General features: G+C 66.7%; 16 protein-coding genes. 5 read left to right on the top strand and 11 right to left on the bottom strand.

Going from position 1 to position 17,537, the window contains the following annotated elements; all coding sequences use genetic code 11:
* Nucleotides 1-45: 45 nt before the first annotated feature.
* Entirely contained in the window at nt 46-1,710 is a 1,665-nt protein-coding gene (locus tag ABZ004_RS29210; protein ID WP_355684279.1) for a fumarate hydratase, read from the top strand.
* A gap of 348 nt (nt 1,711-2,058) precedes the next feature.
* Here ABZ004_RS29210 and ABZ004_RS29205 read toward each other — a convergent pair whose 3' ends face one another.
* From ABZ004_RS29205 to ABZ004_RS29195, 3 genes are all read right to left on the bottom strand, one after another.
* Nucleotides 2,059-2,220 carry a hypothetical protein gene (locus ABZ004_RS29205; RefSeq protein WP_157979776.1) on the bottom strand — a complete coding sequence of 54 codons (162 nt, stop codon included), beginning with the start codon at nt 2,218-2,220 and terminating at the stop codon, nt 2,059-2,061.
* Nucleotides 2,221-2,417: 197 nt separating this feature from the next.
* Nucleotides 2,418-3,107, bottom strand: coding sequence for a DUF402 domain-containing protein (locus tag ABZ004_RS29200; protein WP_355684278.1), 690 nt, complete (start codon nt 3,105-3,107; stop codon nt 2,418-2,420).
* Nucleotides 3,104-4,504, bottom strand: coding sequence for a class II fumarate hydratase (locus ABZ004_RS29195; protein WP_355684277.1), 1,401 nt, complete (start codon nt 4,502-4,504; stop codon nt 3,104-3,106). Before ABZ004_RS29195 ends, ABZ004_RS29200 begins: the two co-directional genes overlap by 4 nt.
* 221 nt (nt 4,505-4,725) lie before the next feature.
* Between ABZ004_RS29195 and ABZ004_RS29190 the strand changes: the two genes are divergently transcribed.
* The gene (locus tag ABZ004_RS29190) at nt 4,726-5,103 is read left to right on the top strand and encodes a DUF3224 domain-containing protein (protein ID WP_355684276.1); all 378 of its coding nucleotides are present in this window, start codon (nt 4,726-4,728) and stop codon (nt 5,101-5,103) included.
* Here ABZ004_RS29190 and ABZ004_RS29185 read toward each other — a convergent pair.
* From ABZ004_RS29185 to ABZ004_RS29170, 4 genes are all read right to left on the bottom strand, one after another.
* Nucleotides 5,088-5,729, bottom strand: coding sequence for a hypothetical protein (locus ABZ004_RS29185; RefSeq protein ID WP_355684275.1), 642 nt, complete (start codon nt 5,727-5,729; stop codon nt 5,088-5,090). The genes ABZ004_RS29190 and ABZ004_RS29185 overlap by 16 nt on opposite strands.
* Nucleotides 5,730-6,109: 380 nt before the next feature.
* Complete coding sequence (locus tag ABZ004_RS29180; protein WP_355684274.1) at nt 6,110-6,808, bottom strand: hypothetical protein; 699 nt, start codon at nt 6,806-6,808, stop codon at nt 6,110-6,112.
* Between the two features lie 163 nt (nt 6,809-6,971).
* A complete protein-coding gene (locus tag ABZ004_RS29175) occupies nt 6,972-8,309 on the bottom strand; it encodes a PhoH family protein (protein WP_355684273.1) in 1,338 nt (445 codons plus the stop codon).
* Nucleotides 8,310-9,938: 1,629 nt separating this feature from the next.
* Nucleotides 9,939-10,718, bottom strand: coding sequence for an isoprenyl transferase (locus ABZ004_RS29170; protein ID WP_112244371.1), 780 nt, complete (start codon nt 10,716-10,718; stop codon nt 9,939-9,941).
* A 234-nt stretch (nt 10,719-10,952) separates the two neighbouring features.
* Between ABZ004_RS29170 and ABZ004_RS29165 the strand changes: the two genes are divergently transcribed.
* A complete protein-coding gene (locus tag ABZ004_RS29165) occupies nt 10,953-11,657 on the top strand; it encodes a hemolysin III family protein (RefSeq protein WP_355684272.1) in 705 nt (234 codons plus the stop codon).
* On the opposite strand, the gene ABZ004_RS29160 is transcribed toward ABZ004_RS29165, so the two are convergent.
* Entirely contained in the window at nt 11,642-12,100 is a 459-nt protein-coding gene (locus ABZ004_RS29160; protein ID WP_355684271.1) for a MarR family winged helix-turn-helix transcriptional regulator, read from the bottom strand. The two genes, ABZ004_RS29165 and ABZ004_RS29160, sit on opposite strands and share 16 nt — an antisense overlap.
* Nucleotides 12,101-12,196: 96 nt before the next feature.
* Here ABZ004_RS29160 and ABZ004_RS29155 point away from each other — a divergent pair, with 96 nt between their 5' ends.
* Nucleotides 12,197-13,405, top strand: coding sequence for a phosphotransferase (locus ABZ004_RS29155; RefSeq protein WP_355684270.1), 1,209 nt, complete (start codon nt 12,197-12,199; stop codon nt 13,403-13,405).
* Here the strand turns inward: ABZ004_RS29155 and ABZ004_RS29150 are convergent.
* The gene (locus tag ABZ004_RS29150; RefSeq protein ID WP_355684269.1) at nt 13,398-13,868 is read right to left on the bottom strand and encodes a nitroreductase/quinone reductase family protein; all 471 of its coding nucleotides are present in this window, start codon (nt 13,866-13,868) and stop codon (nt 13,398-13,400) included. The genes ABZ004_RS29155 and ABZ004_RS29150 overlap by 8 nt on opposite strands.
* 44 nt (nt 13,869-13,912) lie before the next feature.
* Here ABZ004_RS29150 and ABZ004_RS29145 point away from each other — a divergent pair, with 44 nt between their 5' ends.
* Nucleotides 13,913-14,431, top strand: coding sequence for a hypothetical protein (locus ABZ004_RS29145; protein ID WP_355684268.1), 519 nt, complete (start codon nt 13,913-13,915; stop codon nt 14,429-14,431).
* Here the strand turns inward: ABZ004_RS29145 and ABZ004_RS29140 are convergent.
* Nucleotides 14,428-15,846, bottom strand: coding sequence for a M28 family metallopeptidase (locus ABZ004_RS29140; protein ID WP_355684267.1), 1,419 nt, complete (start codon nt 15,844-15,846; stop codon nt 14,428-14,430). The two genes, ABZ004_RS29145 and ABZ004_RS29140, sit on opposite strands and share 4 nt — an antisense overlap.
* 77 nt (nt 15,847-15,923) lie before the next feature.
* On the bottom strand, nt 15,924-17,507 hold the full coding sequence (locus ABZ004_RS29135; protein WP_355684266.1) for a M4 family metallopeptidase: 1,584 nt from the start codon (nt 17,505-17,507) through the stop codon (nt 15,924-15,926).
* Nucleotides 17,508-17,537: the final 30 nt, after the last annotated feature.

Raw genomic sequence — 17,537 nt, 5'->3', positions numbered from 1 at the left:
ACTTACGCTGGTGGGGCTCAGACCACTCGCCTGGAGGTATGCCCGGTGTCTGCCGATTTCCAATACTCCGACCTGCTCCCGCTCGGAGCCGACGACACGGAGTACCGGCTCCTCACCACCGAAGGGGTGAGCACGTTCACCGCCGGCGGGCGCAGCTTCCTGCAGGTCGACCCCGCGGTGCTGCAGATGCTGACCGCCGAGGCGATGCACGACATCTCGCACTACCTCCGTTCGGCGCACCTGGCCCAGCTCCGCCGGATCATCGACGACCCGGAGGCGTCCGGGAACGACCGGTTCGTCGCCCTCGACCTGCTGAAGAACGCGAACATCGCGGCCGGCGGTGTGCTGCCGATGTGCCAGGACACCGGTACGGCGATCGTGATGGGCAAGAAGTCCGAGGGCGTGCTGACCGGCGCGGTCGACGAGGAGTGGATCAGCCGCGGCGTGTACGACGCGTACACCAAGCTGAACCTGCGCTACTCCCAGATGGCGCCGCTGACGATGTGGGACGAGAAGAACACGGGCTCGAACCTTCCGGCCCAGATCGAGCTCTACTCGACACCGGGCACCGACAACCCGGCGTACAAGCTGCTCTTCATGGCGAAGGGCGGCGGGTCGGCCAACAAGTCGTTCCTGTTCCAGGAGACCAAGGCGGTGCTCAACCCGGCCGGGATGATGAAGTTCCTGGACGAGAAGATCCGCTCCCTCGGTACGTCGGCCTGCCCGCCGTACCACCTCGCGATCGTGGTCGGCGGGACGTCGGCCGAGTTCGCCCTCAAGACGGCGAAGTATGCGTCGGCGCACTACCTCGACGCGCTGCCTACGACCGGATCGCCGGCCGCGCACGGGTTCCGGGACGTGGAGCTCGAGGAGGAGGTCTTCAAGCTCACCCAGCAGTTCGGGATCGGCGCGCAGTTCGGCGGGAAATACTTCTGCCACGACGTTCGCGTGATCCGGCTGCCGCGGCACGGCGCTTCCTGCCCGGTCGCGATCGCGGTGTCGTGCTCGGCCGACCGGCAGGCGCTGGCGAAGATCACCGCCGAGGGTGTGTTCCTCGAGCAGCTCGAGCGCGACCCGGCGCGGTTCCTGCCGGACACCACCGACGAGCACCTCGCCGATGACGCCGACGTGGTGCGCATCGATCTCAACCGGCCGATGAGCGAGATCCGCGCGGAGCTGTCGAAGCTGCCGGTGAAGACACGGTTGTCGCTGAACGGGCCGCTGGTGGTGGCGCGGGACATCGCGCACGCGAAGATCAAGGAGCGGCTCGACGCGGGCGAGCCGATGCCGCAGTACTTGAAGGATCATGCCGTGTACTACGCGGGGCCGGCCAAGACGCCTGAGGGTTATGCGTCGGGGTCGTTCGGTCCGACGACGGCGGGGCGGATGGACGCGTACGTCGATCAGTTCCAGGCAGCCGGTGGATCATTCGTGATGCTTGCCAAGGGCAACCGGTCGGCAAAGGTCACGCAGGCGTGCAAGGAGCACGGCGGGTTCTACCTCGGGTCGATCGGCGGGCCTGCTGCTCGCCTCGCCCAGGACTGCATCAAGTCCGTCGACGTCATCGAGTACGCCGAACTCGGCATGGAAGCCGTCTGGAAGATCGAAGTAGAGGACTTCCCCGCCTTCGTCGTAGTAGATGACAAAGGCAACGACTTCTACACAGACACAGCCAAACCAGTCCCCCTGACTGTCCGCCCGCGCACCTAACAACCCGCCTCCGGCGGCGATGGAAGGAAACACAGCAAAACCGGTTCCCCTGACTGTCCGCCCGCGCACCTAACAACCCGCCTCCGGCGGCGATGGAAGGAAACACAGCCAAACCAGTCCCTCTCACCGTCCGCCCCCGCAGCTGATAAGCCGCCTTCGGCAACGGTGGAGGGACGCGGCGAGGCAGCCGGCGGGCGGAGGTGAACACCGCGGAGCCTGGCTTGCCTGACTGTTCGCTCGCGCGGCTGAGAAGGCTCGCCTTCGGGCGGTGGAGGGGCGCGACGAAGACGTCACCCTGACCTGCTTGCCGGTGCAGCTGACAAAGCTGGTGAGGGTGTGGCTAAGGGCTCAGCCGGTTGCGGTGGCGGTGGCCGGGTCGGGGAGTTTGCGCATCAGGTCTTTGGCGGCTCGGAGTTGGTCGGCTTCGTTGTGGCCGAAGGCTTGCAGGTACGAGCGGAGGGCTGCGCGCAGGATGCGCAGCTCCTCGTCGTTCAGTTCGATGGTGTTCATAAATCCACGGTAAGTCCGTTACCGCCGGAAGGAACCTCCCGTAACCGACTCGTTTCCGGGAGCCCTCCCCAGCATCTTTGAGCACGATCTAAGCACGCCCCGGCCCTGGCCGTACTCAAGCGATGCACAGAGTGGCGGAATTTTGGATTTGCCGAGCTACCGGCGGAGGGCGGGGGGCTACTGGGCTGACCGTGGGGTTAGCCCAGTAGTTCTTCGGCGATGTGGGTGACGGTGAAGCCGGTGGGGGCTTCGGGGAGGCGGAGGTGTGGGTCGGGGCGCCAGGTTTGCCAGCCGTCGGCGAACGGAGACGTCCACGCTTCGATCTCCCGTACGGCGGCATGCGCGTCGGCCACGATCCGGGCGGCCTCGTCCTCGGTGAAGCGGCCGCCGGTTACGGCGCCCTCGAGTTCGTCCTCGTCCTTCCATTCGATCGTTCGGTCCGGGTTGATCCAGAGGTCCAGCACATGGTCGACCGAGGAAGTGCGACGTGCCTCGGGATCGCGGTGGTGTTCGGCTTCGAGGTTCACGTACCAGCCGAGGAAGGTTTCGTCAGCCGCCCAGAAATGCCACACCGACCAGGGCTTCCCCGTCGGCGACACCTTGAGGATCCCGGTCCCCCGCCAGACGTCGAGCTTCAGCACCCGATCGTCGACGAACATCCCCACCGGTCCGGCATGCCGCAGCTCGCGCCCGTCGACCAGCACCGGCTTGATCAGCGGCGTCCCCGGCGCAAGCCAGGCGACCAACCCGAAAGCATCATCCTGGACCACCGTCATCGGCCGGACGTTCGGCAGCTCACTGTGCCGGCCGCGTCCCTCGTAGACCCATTCGATCGTGGTGCCCGGCTGCCAGTACTTGACGTCCTGTGACGCCTCGGCCGCCGTCACGCGCCGGGCCTGGTCATCGAGAGCACGTCCAGGGCCGCATCGAGCTGTTCTTCGGTCAGATCGCCCTTCTCCAGATGGCCGTTCTCGATCACGACCTCGCGGATCGTCTTGCCCTGCTTCAGCGCGCTCTTCGCCACCGCGGCCGCGTTCTCGTACCCGATGTAGCGGTTCAGCGGGGTCACGATCGACGGCGACGACTCCGCGAGCGCCCGGGCGTGTTCGACGTTGGCGGTGATCCCGTCCACGCACCGGTCCGCCAGCAGGCGCGACGCGTTGGCTAGCAACTGGATCGACTCGAGCAGGTTGCGCGCGATCACCGGCAGCATCACGTTCAGCTCGAAGTTGCCGCCGGCACCGGCCACCGTGATCGCGGTGTCGTTGCCGATCACCTGCGCCGCGACCATCAGTGTCGCCTCGCAGATCACCGGATTCACCTTGCCCGGCATGATGCTCGACCCCGGTTGCAGGTCGGGCAGCGAGATTTCGCCGAGCCCGGCGCGCGGCCCGGATCCCATCCAGCGCAGGTCGTTGCAGATCTTCGTCAGGCTGACCGCGATCGTCTTCAGCTGCCCCGACAGCTCGACCAGACCGTCCCGCGCACCCTGCGCCTCGAAGTGGTCGACCGCCTCGGTCAGCTCGAGTCCGGTCCGCCGGTTCAGCTCGGCGATCACCTTCGCTGCGAACCCAGGCGGCGTGTTGATCCCGGTGCCGACCGCGGTCCCGCCCAACGGCAGCTCGGAGACCCGGGGCAGCGACCCGCGCACCCGCTCGGCGCCGCGGCGTACCTGGGTGGCGTAGCCGTTGAACTCCTGGCCGAGCGTCACCGGGGTCGCGTCCATCAGGTGGGTGCGGCCGGACTTCACCACCTCGGCGAATTCAGATCCCTTACGTGACAGGGATTCCGCCAGGTGCTCCAGGGCCGGAAGCAGATCGTGGACGACACCGGCCGTGGCCGCGACGTGGATCGCCGACGGGAAGGTGTCGTTGCTCGACTGGCTCGCATTCACCTGGTCGTTCGGGTGGATCTCGGTGCCCGACGAACGGGTTGCCAGCGTCGCCAGCACCTCGTTCACGTTCATGTTGGTCGACGTACCCGACCCGGTCTGGAACACGTCGATCGGGAACTCGGCGTCGAATTCGCCCACCGCCACCCGGTCCGCCGCCGCGACGATCGCCTCGGCCTGGTCGGTAGTCACCACGCCCAGCTCCGCGTTGACGATCGCTGCCGAGGCCTTGATCTGGGCGAGCGCGTGCACGAGCGCCGGGGCCAGCGGCCGGCCGGAGATCGGGAAGTTCTCCACCGCACGCTGGGTCTGCGCCCGCCACAACGCGTCCCGAGGCACCTTCACCTCGCCCATCGTGTCGTGCTCGATCCTGAATTCCTCGTTGTCACCCATACCTGCAGAGTACGTCGATCGCACCTGTCCCCCGCGACTGATAGAAGGACTGTGGACAACGACACAAGGAAAAAGGCGAAGGAAGGCGAGAGGGGTTCTGGGAAAGGGAAAGAAGGCGCGAGGGGCACTGGGGAAGCCAAGGAAGGCGGGACGGGTTCCGGGGAAGGGAAAGAAGGCGGGAGGGGTACTGGGGTTGTGGATGACGACACAAGGGAGTGCAGATGAGGTTCACTCAGTCCTTCGAGATCACCAAGTGGGACCAGTCGGCGTACGACGAATCCGGCGACATCACCCTCGGCCGGGCGACCGTCGGCAAGAACTTCACCGGTGGTGAGCTGCAAGGCACCAGCGCCGCAGAGCTCCTGACGGTCGGCACCGAAGCCGGCCCAGCGGCGTACACGGCAGTCGAGCGGTTCACCGGCACGCTCAGCGGCAAGGAAGGCGAGTTCGTGATGCTGCACGGCGCCACAGCCGACCAGGACGCTTCACACGGCACGATCGTGGCAGCCACCGGCGGACTCACAGGCCTGACCGGCACGGTCCTCTACGAGCACGACGACAAGGGCCCGCGACTCACCCTGGACTACGAGCTGGCCTGATACACGTAGTACGTCTCCGCACGCCCCTGCAGCTGCACAGGCACGGGCGTGACCTCACAGTGCCCGAAGACAGCCTGTACTGCGTCCTGCAGCGCCGATGACTCCGACGAGGACCAAACAGTCAGTACGCCGTCCGCACGCAGCCGGTCCTTGCACACAGCAAGGAACGAGGACTCATAGATCGCCGCGTTCCCCTCGTACACCAAGAAGTCCGGCCCGTTGTCCACATCGAGCAAGATCCCGTCCAGCGTCCCCGCACCCGAGGCAGCAACAACCTCACGCACATCGCCCACGACCACAGACACCCGCGGATCCTCCAGCACCGACGGCACCACGCCGTCCCGCATCCACTCCACCAGCAACGGCTCGATCTCGGCGACCACGACCTCCCGTACGCCGGAGTCGGCCAGCAGCGTCCGCACGGTGTACCCGAGCCCCAGCCCACCGACCAGCAACCGCGAAGGCGCACCGGCGAGCGCAACGGACGCGAGCAGCTCCTCGCTGGACGTCTCCCGGTCGTCCATCACGAACACACCGTTGACCCGCAACTCCAGCGCACCATCATCGTCGCGCCGCCGCAGCACCACGTCGCCCCGCTCGCTGCTCCCCCGCACCACCTCACTCACGCCCCCAATCCTGCCTCAATCCGCTTGCGTCCGAAGAAGCGGAGGGACGTGTGGTCCACTTCTTCGGACGTAAGCCGGTTGGTTGGAGAGGTTGTCCACAGGGGGCGGGAAGGGAGTGGCGGAGGGCGGGCAGAAACCGCGATCGTCGGGTGGATGAGCAACAAGAGGAGGAGACCTGCCGAGGTCGCGCGGCTGGCCCGCCTGGAGCGCGCCAGACGGAAAGATTGTCCTCAGAATCCCCGTACTCGGCCTGCGCACCGAGCGGGACAGATTCCTCGGTCAAGTCCGCACCACTCTGCTCGCCCGCGGATGGCAACCGGTTGCGTCCGAAGAACCGGAGGGACGTGCCGTCCATTTCTTCGGACGTAAGCAATAGAGAGCTAGTACCAGCCCTTGGCTTGGGAGTGGGACCAGGCGTTGCAGGGGGAGCCGTAGGTGTTCTCGATGTAGTCGAGGCCCCACTTGATCTGGACGACCGGGTTGGTCCGCCAGTCGGAGCCGTAGGCCGCCATCCGGTTACCGGGAAGGGCCTGCGGGATGCCGTACGCCGTCGACGAAGGGTTGTCCGCGTTGACCTTCCAGCGGGACTCCTTGTTCCACAGCTTCTCCAGGCAGCTGAACTGGCTCGTCTTCCAGCCGTGGTCCGGGAGCAGGTTCATCGCGATCTCCTTCGGCGTACCGGAGATCTTCTTCCGCTCGGCATCGCGGCTGGCGCGTTCCTCGCGGGAGTTCTTGTCGGTCTTCTGCAGCAGCTTGTAGCGGGCGAGGGCCGCGTTCTTGGCCTTCTGGCGGAGGTCGGACTGGTCCTGCGCGGCCTTCCGTTCGGCCTCGACGGCCTCGATCTGGTTGCGCAGCCGGTTGACCTCGAGGGCCTGCTCCTCGGCCGTCTGCGGCTTCTCCGACGGGGACTTCGCGGCCTTGGCCTTCTCGCTGTTCAGGACGGCGAGTTCGGCGCGCCCGGAGACCGGGTCCGAGGCGGCGTCGCTCCCGGAGGGGCTGAAGAGATCGAGTCCTGCGACCACCGAGACGACGACGATCCCACTCACTGCGAGGATCGCGACGGAGCGCTTCGCTTTCATCTGTCCTTCCGAATACCCGACCCCCGTCGGCTGCAACAGGAACATACTCTGGCCTAAACACACCGTGATCACAACCACGTCACAATGAACGGTGCGGCCACATGGCCTGTGGCCGCACCGGGTACCGCGAAAGTCTTACTTCTCCTTAACGGAAACTAACTTTCTAAAGCTGCACATCCTCCAGCATCTCGGTCACCAGCGCCGCGATCGGCGACCGCTCGGAGCGGGTCAGCGTCACGTGCGCGAACAACGGGTGGCCCTTCAGCTTCTCCACCACCGCGACCACACCGTCGTGCCGGCCGACCCGCAGGTTGTCGCGCTGGGCGACGTCGTGGGTGAGCACCACCCGCGAGTTCGCCCCGATCCGGGAGAGCACGGTCAGCAGTACGTTGCGCTCGAGCGACTGGGCCTCGTCCACGATCACGAACGCGTCGTGCAGCGAGCGGCCGCGGATGTGGGTCAGCGGCAGTACTTCGAGCATGCCGCGGTCCATCACCTCGTCGATCACGTCACCGCTGGTCAGTGCACCCAGCGTGTCGTGCACGGCCTGCGCCCAGGGCGCCATCTTCTCCGACTCCGAACCCGGCAGGTACCCGAGCTCCTGGCCGCCGACCGCGAACAGCGGCCGGAAGACGACGACCTTCTTGTGCTGCCGGCGCTCCATCACCGCTTCCAGACCCGCGCACAGCGCGAGCGCCGACTTCCCGGTACCAGCCCGGCCGCCGAGCGAGATGATCCCGACGTCGGGATCCAGCAGCAGGTCGAGCGCGACCCGCTGCTCGGCGGACCGGCCGCGGATGCCGAAGGCCTCCCGGTCGCCGCGAACGAGCCGGATCCGCTTGTCCGGCATCACCCGGCCGAGCGCGCTGCCGCGTTCCGACAGCAGCACCAGTCCCGTGTGGGTCGGGAAGTCCCGGCCCTCGGGGATGTCCAGTACGCCGTCCTCGTAGAGCGAGTCGACGTCACTGGTCGGCACCTCCAGCTCGGCCATCCCGGTCCAGCCCGAGGACTCCAGCGCGAGCTCCGCGCGGTACTCCTCCGCGACCAGCCCGCAGGCCGACGCCTTGACCCGCATCGGCAGATCCTTGGAGACCAGCGTGACGTCGCGGCCCTCGGCCTTGAAGTTGCAGGCGACCGCCAGGATGCGGCTGTCGTTGTCGCCGAGCCGGAAACCGGCCGGCAACCCGTTCGGGTCGGTGTGGTTGAGCTCGACCCGGATCGTTCCACCCTTCTCCCCCACTGGCAGGGGCGCGTCCAGCCGTCCGTGCTTGATCCGGAGCTCGTCCATCAGGCGCAATGCGGTGCGAGCGAAGTAGCCGAGCTCAGGATGATGCCGTTTTGCCTCCAGTTCGGTGACGACGACCACCGGAATGACCACCTCGTGCTCGTCGAACCGCGTCATCGCATGCGGGTCCGACAGGAGCACGGAGGTGTCCAGCACGAACGTGCGCTGGTCCGGCGTGGATGAGGGGTTTGACGCCTTGGCTCGGGTGGCTGCCATGTCGCACGTCCTCTCGGACCGCAGCGTGCACCACGCCCGGTCCACCAGTGGTTAGGTGTTGGACCGGGTCCGGGCCCGGGAATCTGGTGCAGACTCCCTCCCCCACGCAGCCTGCGCGTAGGCGGAAATCAGCGAGAATGAGACCTTGGGTCTCGGGCACTCCGTTCGGCCCCTCATGGGGCTACCGGCGAGCAGTCACGTCTCATCTGATCGGGCCTCCCGGACAGCCGGCTTCCCCTCCGACCGTCACCACCGAGAGTAGGTCGGTCCGGCAACAGCCGCAGCCCGACACGCCAGCCCGCGGGGTTAACACGGTGTTACACCTTCGTGCGCAGGCAAGAAGGCGATGCGAAGGAAGGAAAACGAGGGGAGATCTGCGGCCGAGGGGAAGCAAACGAGGGGAAGGAAGCGAGGGGGAGCGAAGGCAAGAAAAGCGAGGGTGAAGGGCAGGAAGCGGGTGGGGCGGAGGGATCGGGTGGGAAGACGTTCCCCCAGGCGAGGGACCGTGGTCGCTCAGTGGAGGGAGCCGGTACTACGAGTTGCCGGGTCACCCTGAATTCATGCTCACAGCAACGCTCCGGGTAACCGCCCGATTACTCAACAAGTGGCCGGTCTGGTCCACCTACGCAGCAGCGACCTGGTCGCTTGCGTACGGCGTACTGGGTGTCTACTGGGCGACCGGTGGCGCGCACTACCCGTTCGCCAAAGTAGATGACGACCACTCGACCGCCTCGCTGCTTGAAGGCACTCCAGCGCACATCGTGGCGCCAGTGATTGCCGTAGTCGGCTTCCTGGGAGCAGCAGTAGCTCTAACAATGACCCGCACCAAGAGCCGAGCACTAGAGCGAACAGCAGTAGTCCTAGCCGTAGTACTGGCCCTGCTGATCCCGGACTACACACTGCTCGCGATGGTCGCCCTCTCCCCCGCCCTGCTCGTGTTCGCCTTCACCGGCGTACCAGGACAGCAGGACGGCCTCGGCGACATCCTCTACTGGCATCGCGTGAACCTCATCCTGATGTTCGTCGGCGGCCTGCTCTGGGCAGCTACCGCACTCGCCCACCACCGCCGCACCCGCAACCTCTGCCTGAGCTGCGGACGAGGCGACAGCCCGGAGAAGCACTGGCAGACCCCAGACGGCGCACTGCACTGGGGACGCCGCGCAGTGCTCATCGCAGTCCTCGCCAACGTCCCGTACGAGATCACCCGGATTGCCTGGTACTTCGGCTGGCCGCTCGGCATCACCGACGAGTTCGAGCAGATGATGCGCGATACGCCGTACATGCTCGACCTGGCGCTGCTGATGGCGCTGATGGCCATCTGCGGCAGCATCCTCACGCATGGGCTCGTGCACCATTGGGGCGAGGTCTACCCACGCTGGATCTGGTTCAAGGCGGGCAAGCGGATCCCACCCGCGCTGGCGATCGTGCCGGCCTCGCTAGTGGCCGTAGTACTGATCCCTGCCGGCTTGATGAACATCCGCCTCCAGGAAGACAACAGCTGGGGCATGGTCCTACCAGGCACCCTCTGGGTCGTCTGGGGCGCGGCACTGGGCGCAGCCACCTACGCCTATTACCTACGACGCCGTACTACGTGTCGCCGGTGCGGCCGCGGTGATCAAGCCGTGGAACTCATGTCCCGAAGCGACGCTCGCGTTGCGCGTAGTTCCGGATCGCCCGGAGGAAGTCGACGTGCCGGAAGTCCGGCCAGAGCGCCTCGCAGAAGTAGAACTCGCTCAACGCGCTCTGCCAGAGCAGGAAGCCGCCGAGACGTTGCTCCCCCGACGTACGGATGACCAGGTCCGGGTCGGGCTGGCCCTTGGTGTAGAGGTGTTCGGCGATGTGCTCGACGTCGACCCGCTCGGCCAGCTCCTCGATCGAGATGCCCTTGGCGGCCTCTTCGAGCAGCAACGACCGGACCGCGTCGGCCAGCTCGCGGCGGCCGCCGTACCCGACCGCGACGTTGACCAGCATCCCCTCGACGTTCTGGGTGGCCGCCTCGGCGCCCTTCAGCACCTCGGCGGTCGCGCCGGGCAGCAGGTCGAGCGCGCCGACCGGATGGATCCGCCAGCGGCCGATCGAGGTGAGCTCCTCGACCGTCTGCTCGATGATCCGCAGCAGCGGCTCCAGCTCCTCCGCGGGCCGGCTCAGGTTGTCGGTGGACAGCATCCAGACGGTGACCACCTTGACGCCGACCTCGTCGCACCAGCCGAGGAACTCGGTGATCTTGTTGGCGCCCGCCTCGTGACCGCGCGACACCGGATCACCGGTGGCCCGGGCCCAGCGCCGGTTGCCGTCGATGATGACGCCGATGTGGCGTGGCATCCGGTCCGGCGACAGCGATCTCGCCAGCCGGCGTTCGTACAGGCCGTACACCGCGCTGCGCAGTTTTTGCTTGCCAGGTGTCCGCATGGGCAGTTGATCTCCTCGGGAAGCTCGCCTACGAGGCTAACCGACAAACGCCCGCTTGACGCAGGCCCGCAGCGACATCGAACTTTCGCCGGAGCCGGTGCGTCGGACACTCCGGCGAGGGGTACCGGGGCGGGTGAGATCGCCTACATTTCATCCTTACGACCCATTGGACTTACGGAACCGTAGGTTACGGTGGCGTAGGTAAGACTTCCGCCCGCGCTCGAGAGGACGGCGATGACGGCCAGGACCACCTCCAGCACCACCTCCCCCGAAGCGGGCCACCGCCTGCACGATGCCGCCGCGGCGCTGAAGCCGAAGTTGCGAGGCTGGCTGCACGCGGGCACGTTCCCGCTCGCCACCGCCGCCGGCATCGTGCTGATCTGCCTGGCCCCGACGGCGAGCGCCCGCTGGGCCGCCGCGGTCTACACGCTGGGCTCGATGCTGCTGTTCGGCATCTCCGCGCTCTACCACCGGTTCTACTGGGGCCCGACCGGCGAGGCGATCCTGCGCCGGCTCGACCACAGCAACATCTTCCTGCTGATCGCCGGCACCTACACCCCGCTCGGGATGGTGCTGCTGCGCGGCAACGACCGGGTCCTGCTGCTCAGCATGGTCTGGGGCGGCGCCCTGCTGGGCATCCTGTTCCGGATCTTCTGGGTCGGCGCGCCGCGCTGGCTCTACACGCCGATCTACCTGGCGCTCGGCTGGGTCGCGATCTTCTGGATGGGCGACTTCTACCACCTGGGCGGCGCCTCGGTCGTCACGTTGCTCGCGATCGGCGGCGGGCTGTACTCGATCGGCGCGGTCGTCTACGGCACCAAGCGGCCGAACCCGTCGCCGCTCTGGTTCGGCTTCCACGAGATCTTCCACGCCTGCACGGTGGCCGCCTTCATCTGCCACTACATCGCCGTCAGCATCGCCACCTACCGAGCCGGCTGACCCGCAGGCTGACTCAGCTCGATCAGCGTCGCCCGGAGTTGCTCATAGCGCTCCGGGCCGAGCTGTTCGCGCCAGGCCGTCTCGATACGGTCGATCGCCGCGCGGCTGAAGGCGACCGCTTCGTCGCCTTTGCCGGTACGCCGGACCAACCGGACGCGCCGGTCACTCGTCAGCCGCTCGGACTCCGCGAAGCCGAGCTCCTGCAGGTAGTCGACATGCTGGCCGAGCCCTTGTTTGGTCATCGCGGCCAGCTCGGCCAGGTCGGTGATCCGCGCACCCCCGTCCGGAATCAACTCGAGCAGCCGGTAATGCGAGATCCGCAACCCCGGAAACTCCCGCTCGGAGTCCGCCAGGATCTCCATCCGTAGCCGCCCCATCACGACCCCCAGCAGGTTCGCGATGTGCGGCTCCAACGAACTGGCCAGAGCGTTGACGGAAGTCATAAAGCGATTTTACTATCTCAGTAGTAAGGCTGCTTTACCTCTTCGGCGAGTCGCGATCTGAAGGCTGGCTGAAGGGTGCGGGGCAGCATCGGGGGCATGACGCCAACGGGGGAAACCATGAACGGCACCGCAGACCTGACCGAGGCACTCGCACCGCTGGGCCGGGACGCCCTGGACGAGCAGGAACTCGCGCGTCTGGTCCGAACCATCACCGGCGAGCCGGCGGCCCGGCCCACGTCGGCCCGGGTCCAGCCGTTCGCCTACCCGATCGGCACGCCGAGCACCGAGGAGCTGCTCCAACTGTTCGGTACGGCGGAGCTGCCGACCGGCGACCAGGTGAAGTGGTCCTGCTTCATCAAGAAGCTTCAGTCGGTGCGGCACTCACCGCTGCTCACCCTGGTTCCGGAGCAGTTTCGCGAGGACTTCATCCGGAACATCCCCTGGCAGCTCGAGATCGCCGTCCATCAGGGCGAGATCTCGTCGATCCTGCCCGAGGGCCTTCGGCTCCCGACGGCGTACCGGATCGACGTGCATGACGACGACCGGGCCGTGCTGTGGATGGAAGACGTCCAGCAGGCACCGGGATGCTGGCCGATGGACCGGTTCGAGCGCGCGGCCTATCTGCTCGGACGCCTCTCGGCGCGGCGGCAGCTCCACTTGGTCGAGCCGATCCTGCCGCGCCCAGGCGTGGACACCCCGGGCGTCGGGCTGCGCTACTACACGAACGGCCGGGTGATGATGGCCGCGCTTCCAGGCCTCGCAGACGATCAGGTCTGGCGCCACCCGCTGCTTGCCGCGGCAGTCTGCAACGCCGGTGACCACGGCCTCCGGGACGAGTTGCTCGAGCTCGGCAACCGGCTCCCCGTAGTACTGGATGCGCTGGATGCGTTGCCGCAGACGTATCAGCACGGGGACGCGAGTCCGCAGAACCTCCTCGTGCCGAAGGACAACGAGGACGAGTTCGTGGTGATCGACTGGGGCTTCGACTGCCCGCAGGCGGTCGGTTTCGACCTCGGCCAGTTGCTGATCGGGCTCGCGCACGCCGGCGAGCTGTCACCGGATGCCTTACCTGCGGTCCATCGGGTCATCGTGCCGGCGTTCACGGAGGGATTGGCCGCCGACGGGATGACTGTGCCGCAGGAGCAGGTGCTCTACGGGTACCTCGGATCGCTGCTCTGCCGGGCGGCCTTCACCGCCTTGCCGTTGGAGCTGTTCGGCAAGACCGATGAGGCGACCGAGGCCTTGTTCTACGAGCGGGTCCGGCTCACCCGGGCGATGGTCGACTTGGTGAAGGAGATTATCTAGGAGTCAGGACGAAGACCCGGATGTCCCGGCCGCTGCGTACGACGTACGTGTCGTACGCCGGCCAGACGCGAGTCACGAGCGGCCAAACCCGATCCCGCTCAGGTCCTTCGGCCAGCCGGGCGCGGACCGGGATCTCCCGGCCGCCGTCCAGCGCCACCATGGCCTCGGCGGACGCGAGCAGGTTGGCCGACCACGCGGGATGGTGCTGCTGACCCCAGTTGGAGGCCGTGACGACGAAACCGTCACCGTCGGGCGCGTAGATCAGCGGCACGGTTCGGGGCAGTCCGGACTTTCGGCCGCGAGTCGTCAGAAGCAAAGTGGGCAAGGCGGATCGGCCGATGATGGTGACGCGTCCACCGGTCTTTCGTTGCAGCCAGCGATCGACCGGTACGGCAGCGCGACCGACAGTGGCGAACCAGCGGTGATGCCCTAACGACCGGATGACATTCGTGTACCAGCCCATGCACGAACGATCCCATCACCCCGTGCGCGGGTATGCATGTGGGTGTGAAGAACATCCGGTACGTAGTACTAGCAGCCGCCACCGCCCTGGCCCTGGCCGGATGCGGTGACGAAACGAACTCCGGCAGCAGCCCGACCACACCCTCGGTCGGCTCGTCGACAACGCCTGCCCCCAGTACGCCGACCAGCGCACCGAGCAGCTCGCGGACCTCCAGCGCGCTACCACTCACGGTCACCAGGACCGGTGGTTTCGCCGGTTTCGACGACCGGGTCGTGCTCGGTGCCGACGGTTTCGCGAGTGTCAGCCGTCGCGGTCAGGACCCGGTCCGCTGCAAGGTGGAGACCGGCCTGTTCAACACCGTGATCGCGGCCGTCGAGCAGGTCGACTGGGCTTCGGTCGGGTCGACCAAGCCGACGGTCGAGCACCCCGACGACATGATTATCGCGGTCTCGGCCGGTGGCGGGCTCGCCCGGCTGGAGAACCCGAAGGTCAAGCCGATGGTGACCCCGGTCAGCAAGCTGCTGGCCGAGGCCACCTCACCGAAGACCTGCAAGCCGGCCTAGCTAGCCGTAACCGCCACGTCGTCGATCACGAAACTGGTCTGCAGGGACGAGTCCTCTGCACCCAGGAACTTCACCGTGACCGTTTTGCCCTTGTAGGCAAGGACATTGAAGGTCTTCTGCACGTACGACGTGTTGTTGTTCAGGTTCGAGTACGTCGCGAGTGTGGTCGTCGTCGCGCCGTCGACGATCTGCACCTTCACGGTGTCGTAGACCGTCGAGGTGGTGGTCTCGGCGGTATCGATCCGGATCCACAACGACAGTGCTGCCGCCGTGGCCGTGGCCGGGATCGCCACCGACTGGCCGATGTTCTCGGTGCTGGTCCGGCCGTTGCCCTGCAGCCACGCCTTGTAGCTGCCGGTCCGGGCCGGCTTCGACGTGCTGTTGGTGATCACGCCGCTGGTGCCGGTCCAGTTGGTCGCGCCGGACTCGAAGCCCGGGTTTAGCAACAGGTTGTCACCGGTCGGCGGGACGGTGGTTCCGTAGTCCTTCTGGGCGTAGTTCCAGACCATGTGGCCGATCGCGTCGATCTGCCGGTCCAGCGAGGTCAGGTTCAGGTTCGTGCTGGTGTCGCACGAGCGGTGGTAGCAGGCGTCGAACGCCTGGTTCGCCGTACCGCCCCACTTGGTCGCCTGGGCGGAGGTCTTGATCTCCTCGGCACCCGAGAAGGTGCCCGCTGTCGGCAGGCCGAGCGACCGGAACGCCGCGTGGTCGGAGCGTCCTTGGACATCGATGTACTCGGTCTGGATGCTCTTGCTGGTGAAGTACGCCTTCAGGTCGTCGCGTGCGCCGTTGCCGGCCGCGTTGTCGTCATAGATGAAGTAGCCCGGGTTCGGCGACGCGATCATGTCGAAGTTCAGGTAGAGCTCGATTTTCGAGCGCTCCGCCGACGGCAGGTTGTTCACGTAGTACTTGGACCCGAGCAGGCCCAGCTCCTCAGCTCCCCAGAAGCCGAAACGCAACCGGTTCTTGGGCACCTGACCGCTCGCGGCGTACTCGAGGGCGGTCTCCAGGACACCAGCGCTACCACTGCCGTTGTCGTTGATCCCCGGACCGGCGCTGACGCTGTCCAGGTGCGAACCGGTCATCACGACATGGTTCGCATCACCGTGTGGCCACTCCGCGATCACGTTGTACGACGTACCGGCCGAGGTCGAGAAGGACTGCAGCGTGGTGGTGAAACCGGCCGCGTCGAGCTTGGCCTGCACGTAGTCGGCGGACGCGCGGTAACCGGACCGGCCGGTGTGGCGGTTGCCGCCGTTGTTGTTGGCGATGGTCTGGAGCTGGTCCAGGTGCGCCTTGGTGTTGGTGACGGAGATGTCGGGTGAGTCGACCGCGGTGGCGGTCGAGGCGGGGACGAGTACGGCGCCGGCGACGAGGGCGACGCCGAGTACGCCGTACAGAGGGGACTTGAGCATGGGCGGGTACTCCTTTGCCTCACAAAGGATGGACCCGGCGTACGGCCAGGGCGGGGCCGTACGCCGGGTCCGGGGTGTTAGCAGACTGCGGTGCCTGCCGGGGCGTTGATTGCGGCGAAGGCCCGCTGGATGCCGAGGCACTGCGCCGAACCCGCGCCATAGAGTTCCTTGGCGGAGGTGATCGCTCCGTTGCGAGCGGCCGCGTAGTTGGAACCGGAGGTGAGCTTGGTGCTCAGCGTCCGGTACCAGACCTTGGCGGCCACGTCACGACCCACACCGGCGAACGTCGTGCCGTTGCAGGAGGTGCTGTTGTAGTTGACGCCGTTGACGGTCTTGGCGCCGGTTCCCTCGGAGGCCAGGTAGAACCAGTGGTTCAGCGGGCCGGAGGAGTAGTGCGGGTCCAGGTTCTTCGTGCCGGTGGTCCAGCAGTCCTGGCTGCCGCGGCCGTCCTTGGACGGCTTGTCCATGTAGCGCAACGGGGTGCCGTTGCCGTTGATGTTGATCTTCTCGCCGATCAGGTAGTCACCGACGTCGGTCGGGTTGTTGGCGTAGAACTCGACCATGGTGCCGAAGATGTCCGAGGTGGCCTCGTTCAAGCCGCCGGCATCGCCGGAGTAGTTGAGGCCCGCGGTCGCCTCGGTGACGCCGTGGCTCATCTCGTGGCCGGCGACGTCGATCGCGGTCAGCGGGTGAGTGTTGCCCGAGCCGTCGCCGTACGTCATCTGGGTACCGTCCCAGAAGGCGTTGACGTACGCGTTGCCGTAGTGCACCCGGGAACGGGCACCGGCACCGTTGTTGAAGATGCCGTTACGGCCGTGGACGTTCTTGTAGTAGTCCCACGTCAGCTGGGATCCGTAGTGGGCGTCGACACCGGCGGTCTGCCGGTTCGAGGCCAGCCCGGTACCCCAGGTGTTGTCCGCGTCGGTGAAGGTGGTGCCTGCACCAGAGGTGCCACCGTTCAGGTCCGTGGTGTAGTTGTTGCCACGGCTCGGGTCCTTCATCACGAAGTTGGGCGCGCTACCCGACGTACCGATCGTGACTGTGCCGGCGTACATCGACTTGCCGGTACCTGTCTTGATCTCGTCGTCGGAGTCCAGCAGCGCGCCGGTCTTCGCGTCGATGAAGGAGTGCAGCACCGACGGGGTCTGGTCGGGCTTGACCCCGGTGGTGACGACCTCGTAGGCCAGCACCGGCTTGCTGGGCGTCACGTAGACGACCAGCGTGCCCTGGTTGCCGGTGGCCTTGAAGCCGGCCGCCTTGGCACCCTTGGCGAGCGCCGCGGACTGCGACAGCGTCGGCTTGGTGGACGCGACGCCGACCTTGCTCGCGCCACGGTTGTAGCTGACCTGGCTGATCGTGTCGCCGTTGGTGCGCTTCACGATCAGGTCACCGCCGACCACCTTCAGGCCGTTGAATGTCCGGTCGTAGCGGACGTACTCCGTTCCGTCGGCATCCTTCACCACGTCCTTGACCTTGAGCACCTCACCGCTGCCCAGTCCGAGCGCGGCCGCGGTCTTCGCGGACAGCGCCTGCTCGGACTGGACGGCGGCCGGCTGGTTGAAGCCGGAAGCTGGCAAGGGAGCGGAGCGGACAGCCGCTCCGGCGGGTGCGATGGCCAGGCCCGCCGCCGCCACGACGGCGACGATCCCTACTGATGTCATTCTCTTCAAGACAGCACTCCTCACGGTGTG

It is taken from the genome of Kribbella sp. NPDC006257 (assembly GCF_040613535.1).
Lineage (GTDB): Bacteria > Actinomycetota > Actinomycetes > Propionibacteriales > Kribbellaceae > Kribbella.
Note: the sequence above shows the minus strand (reverse complement) of the source record. Positions and strands in the feature narration are given on the sequence as shown.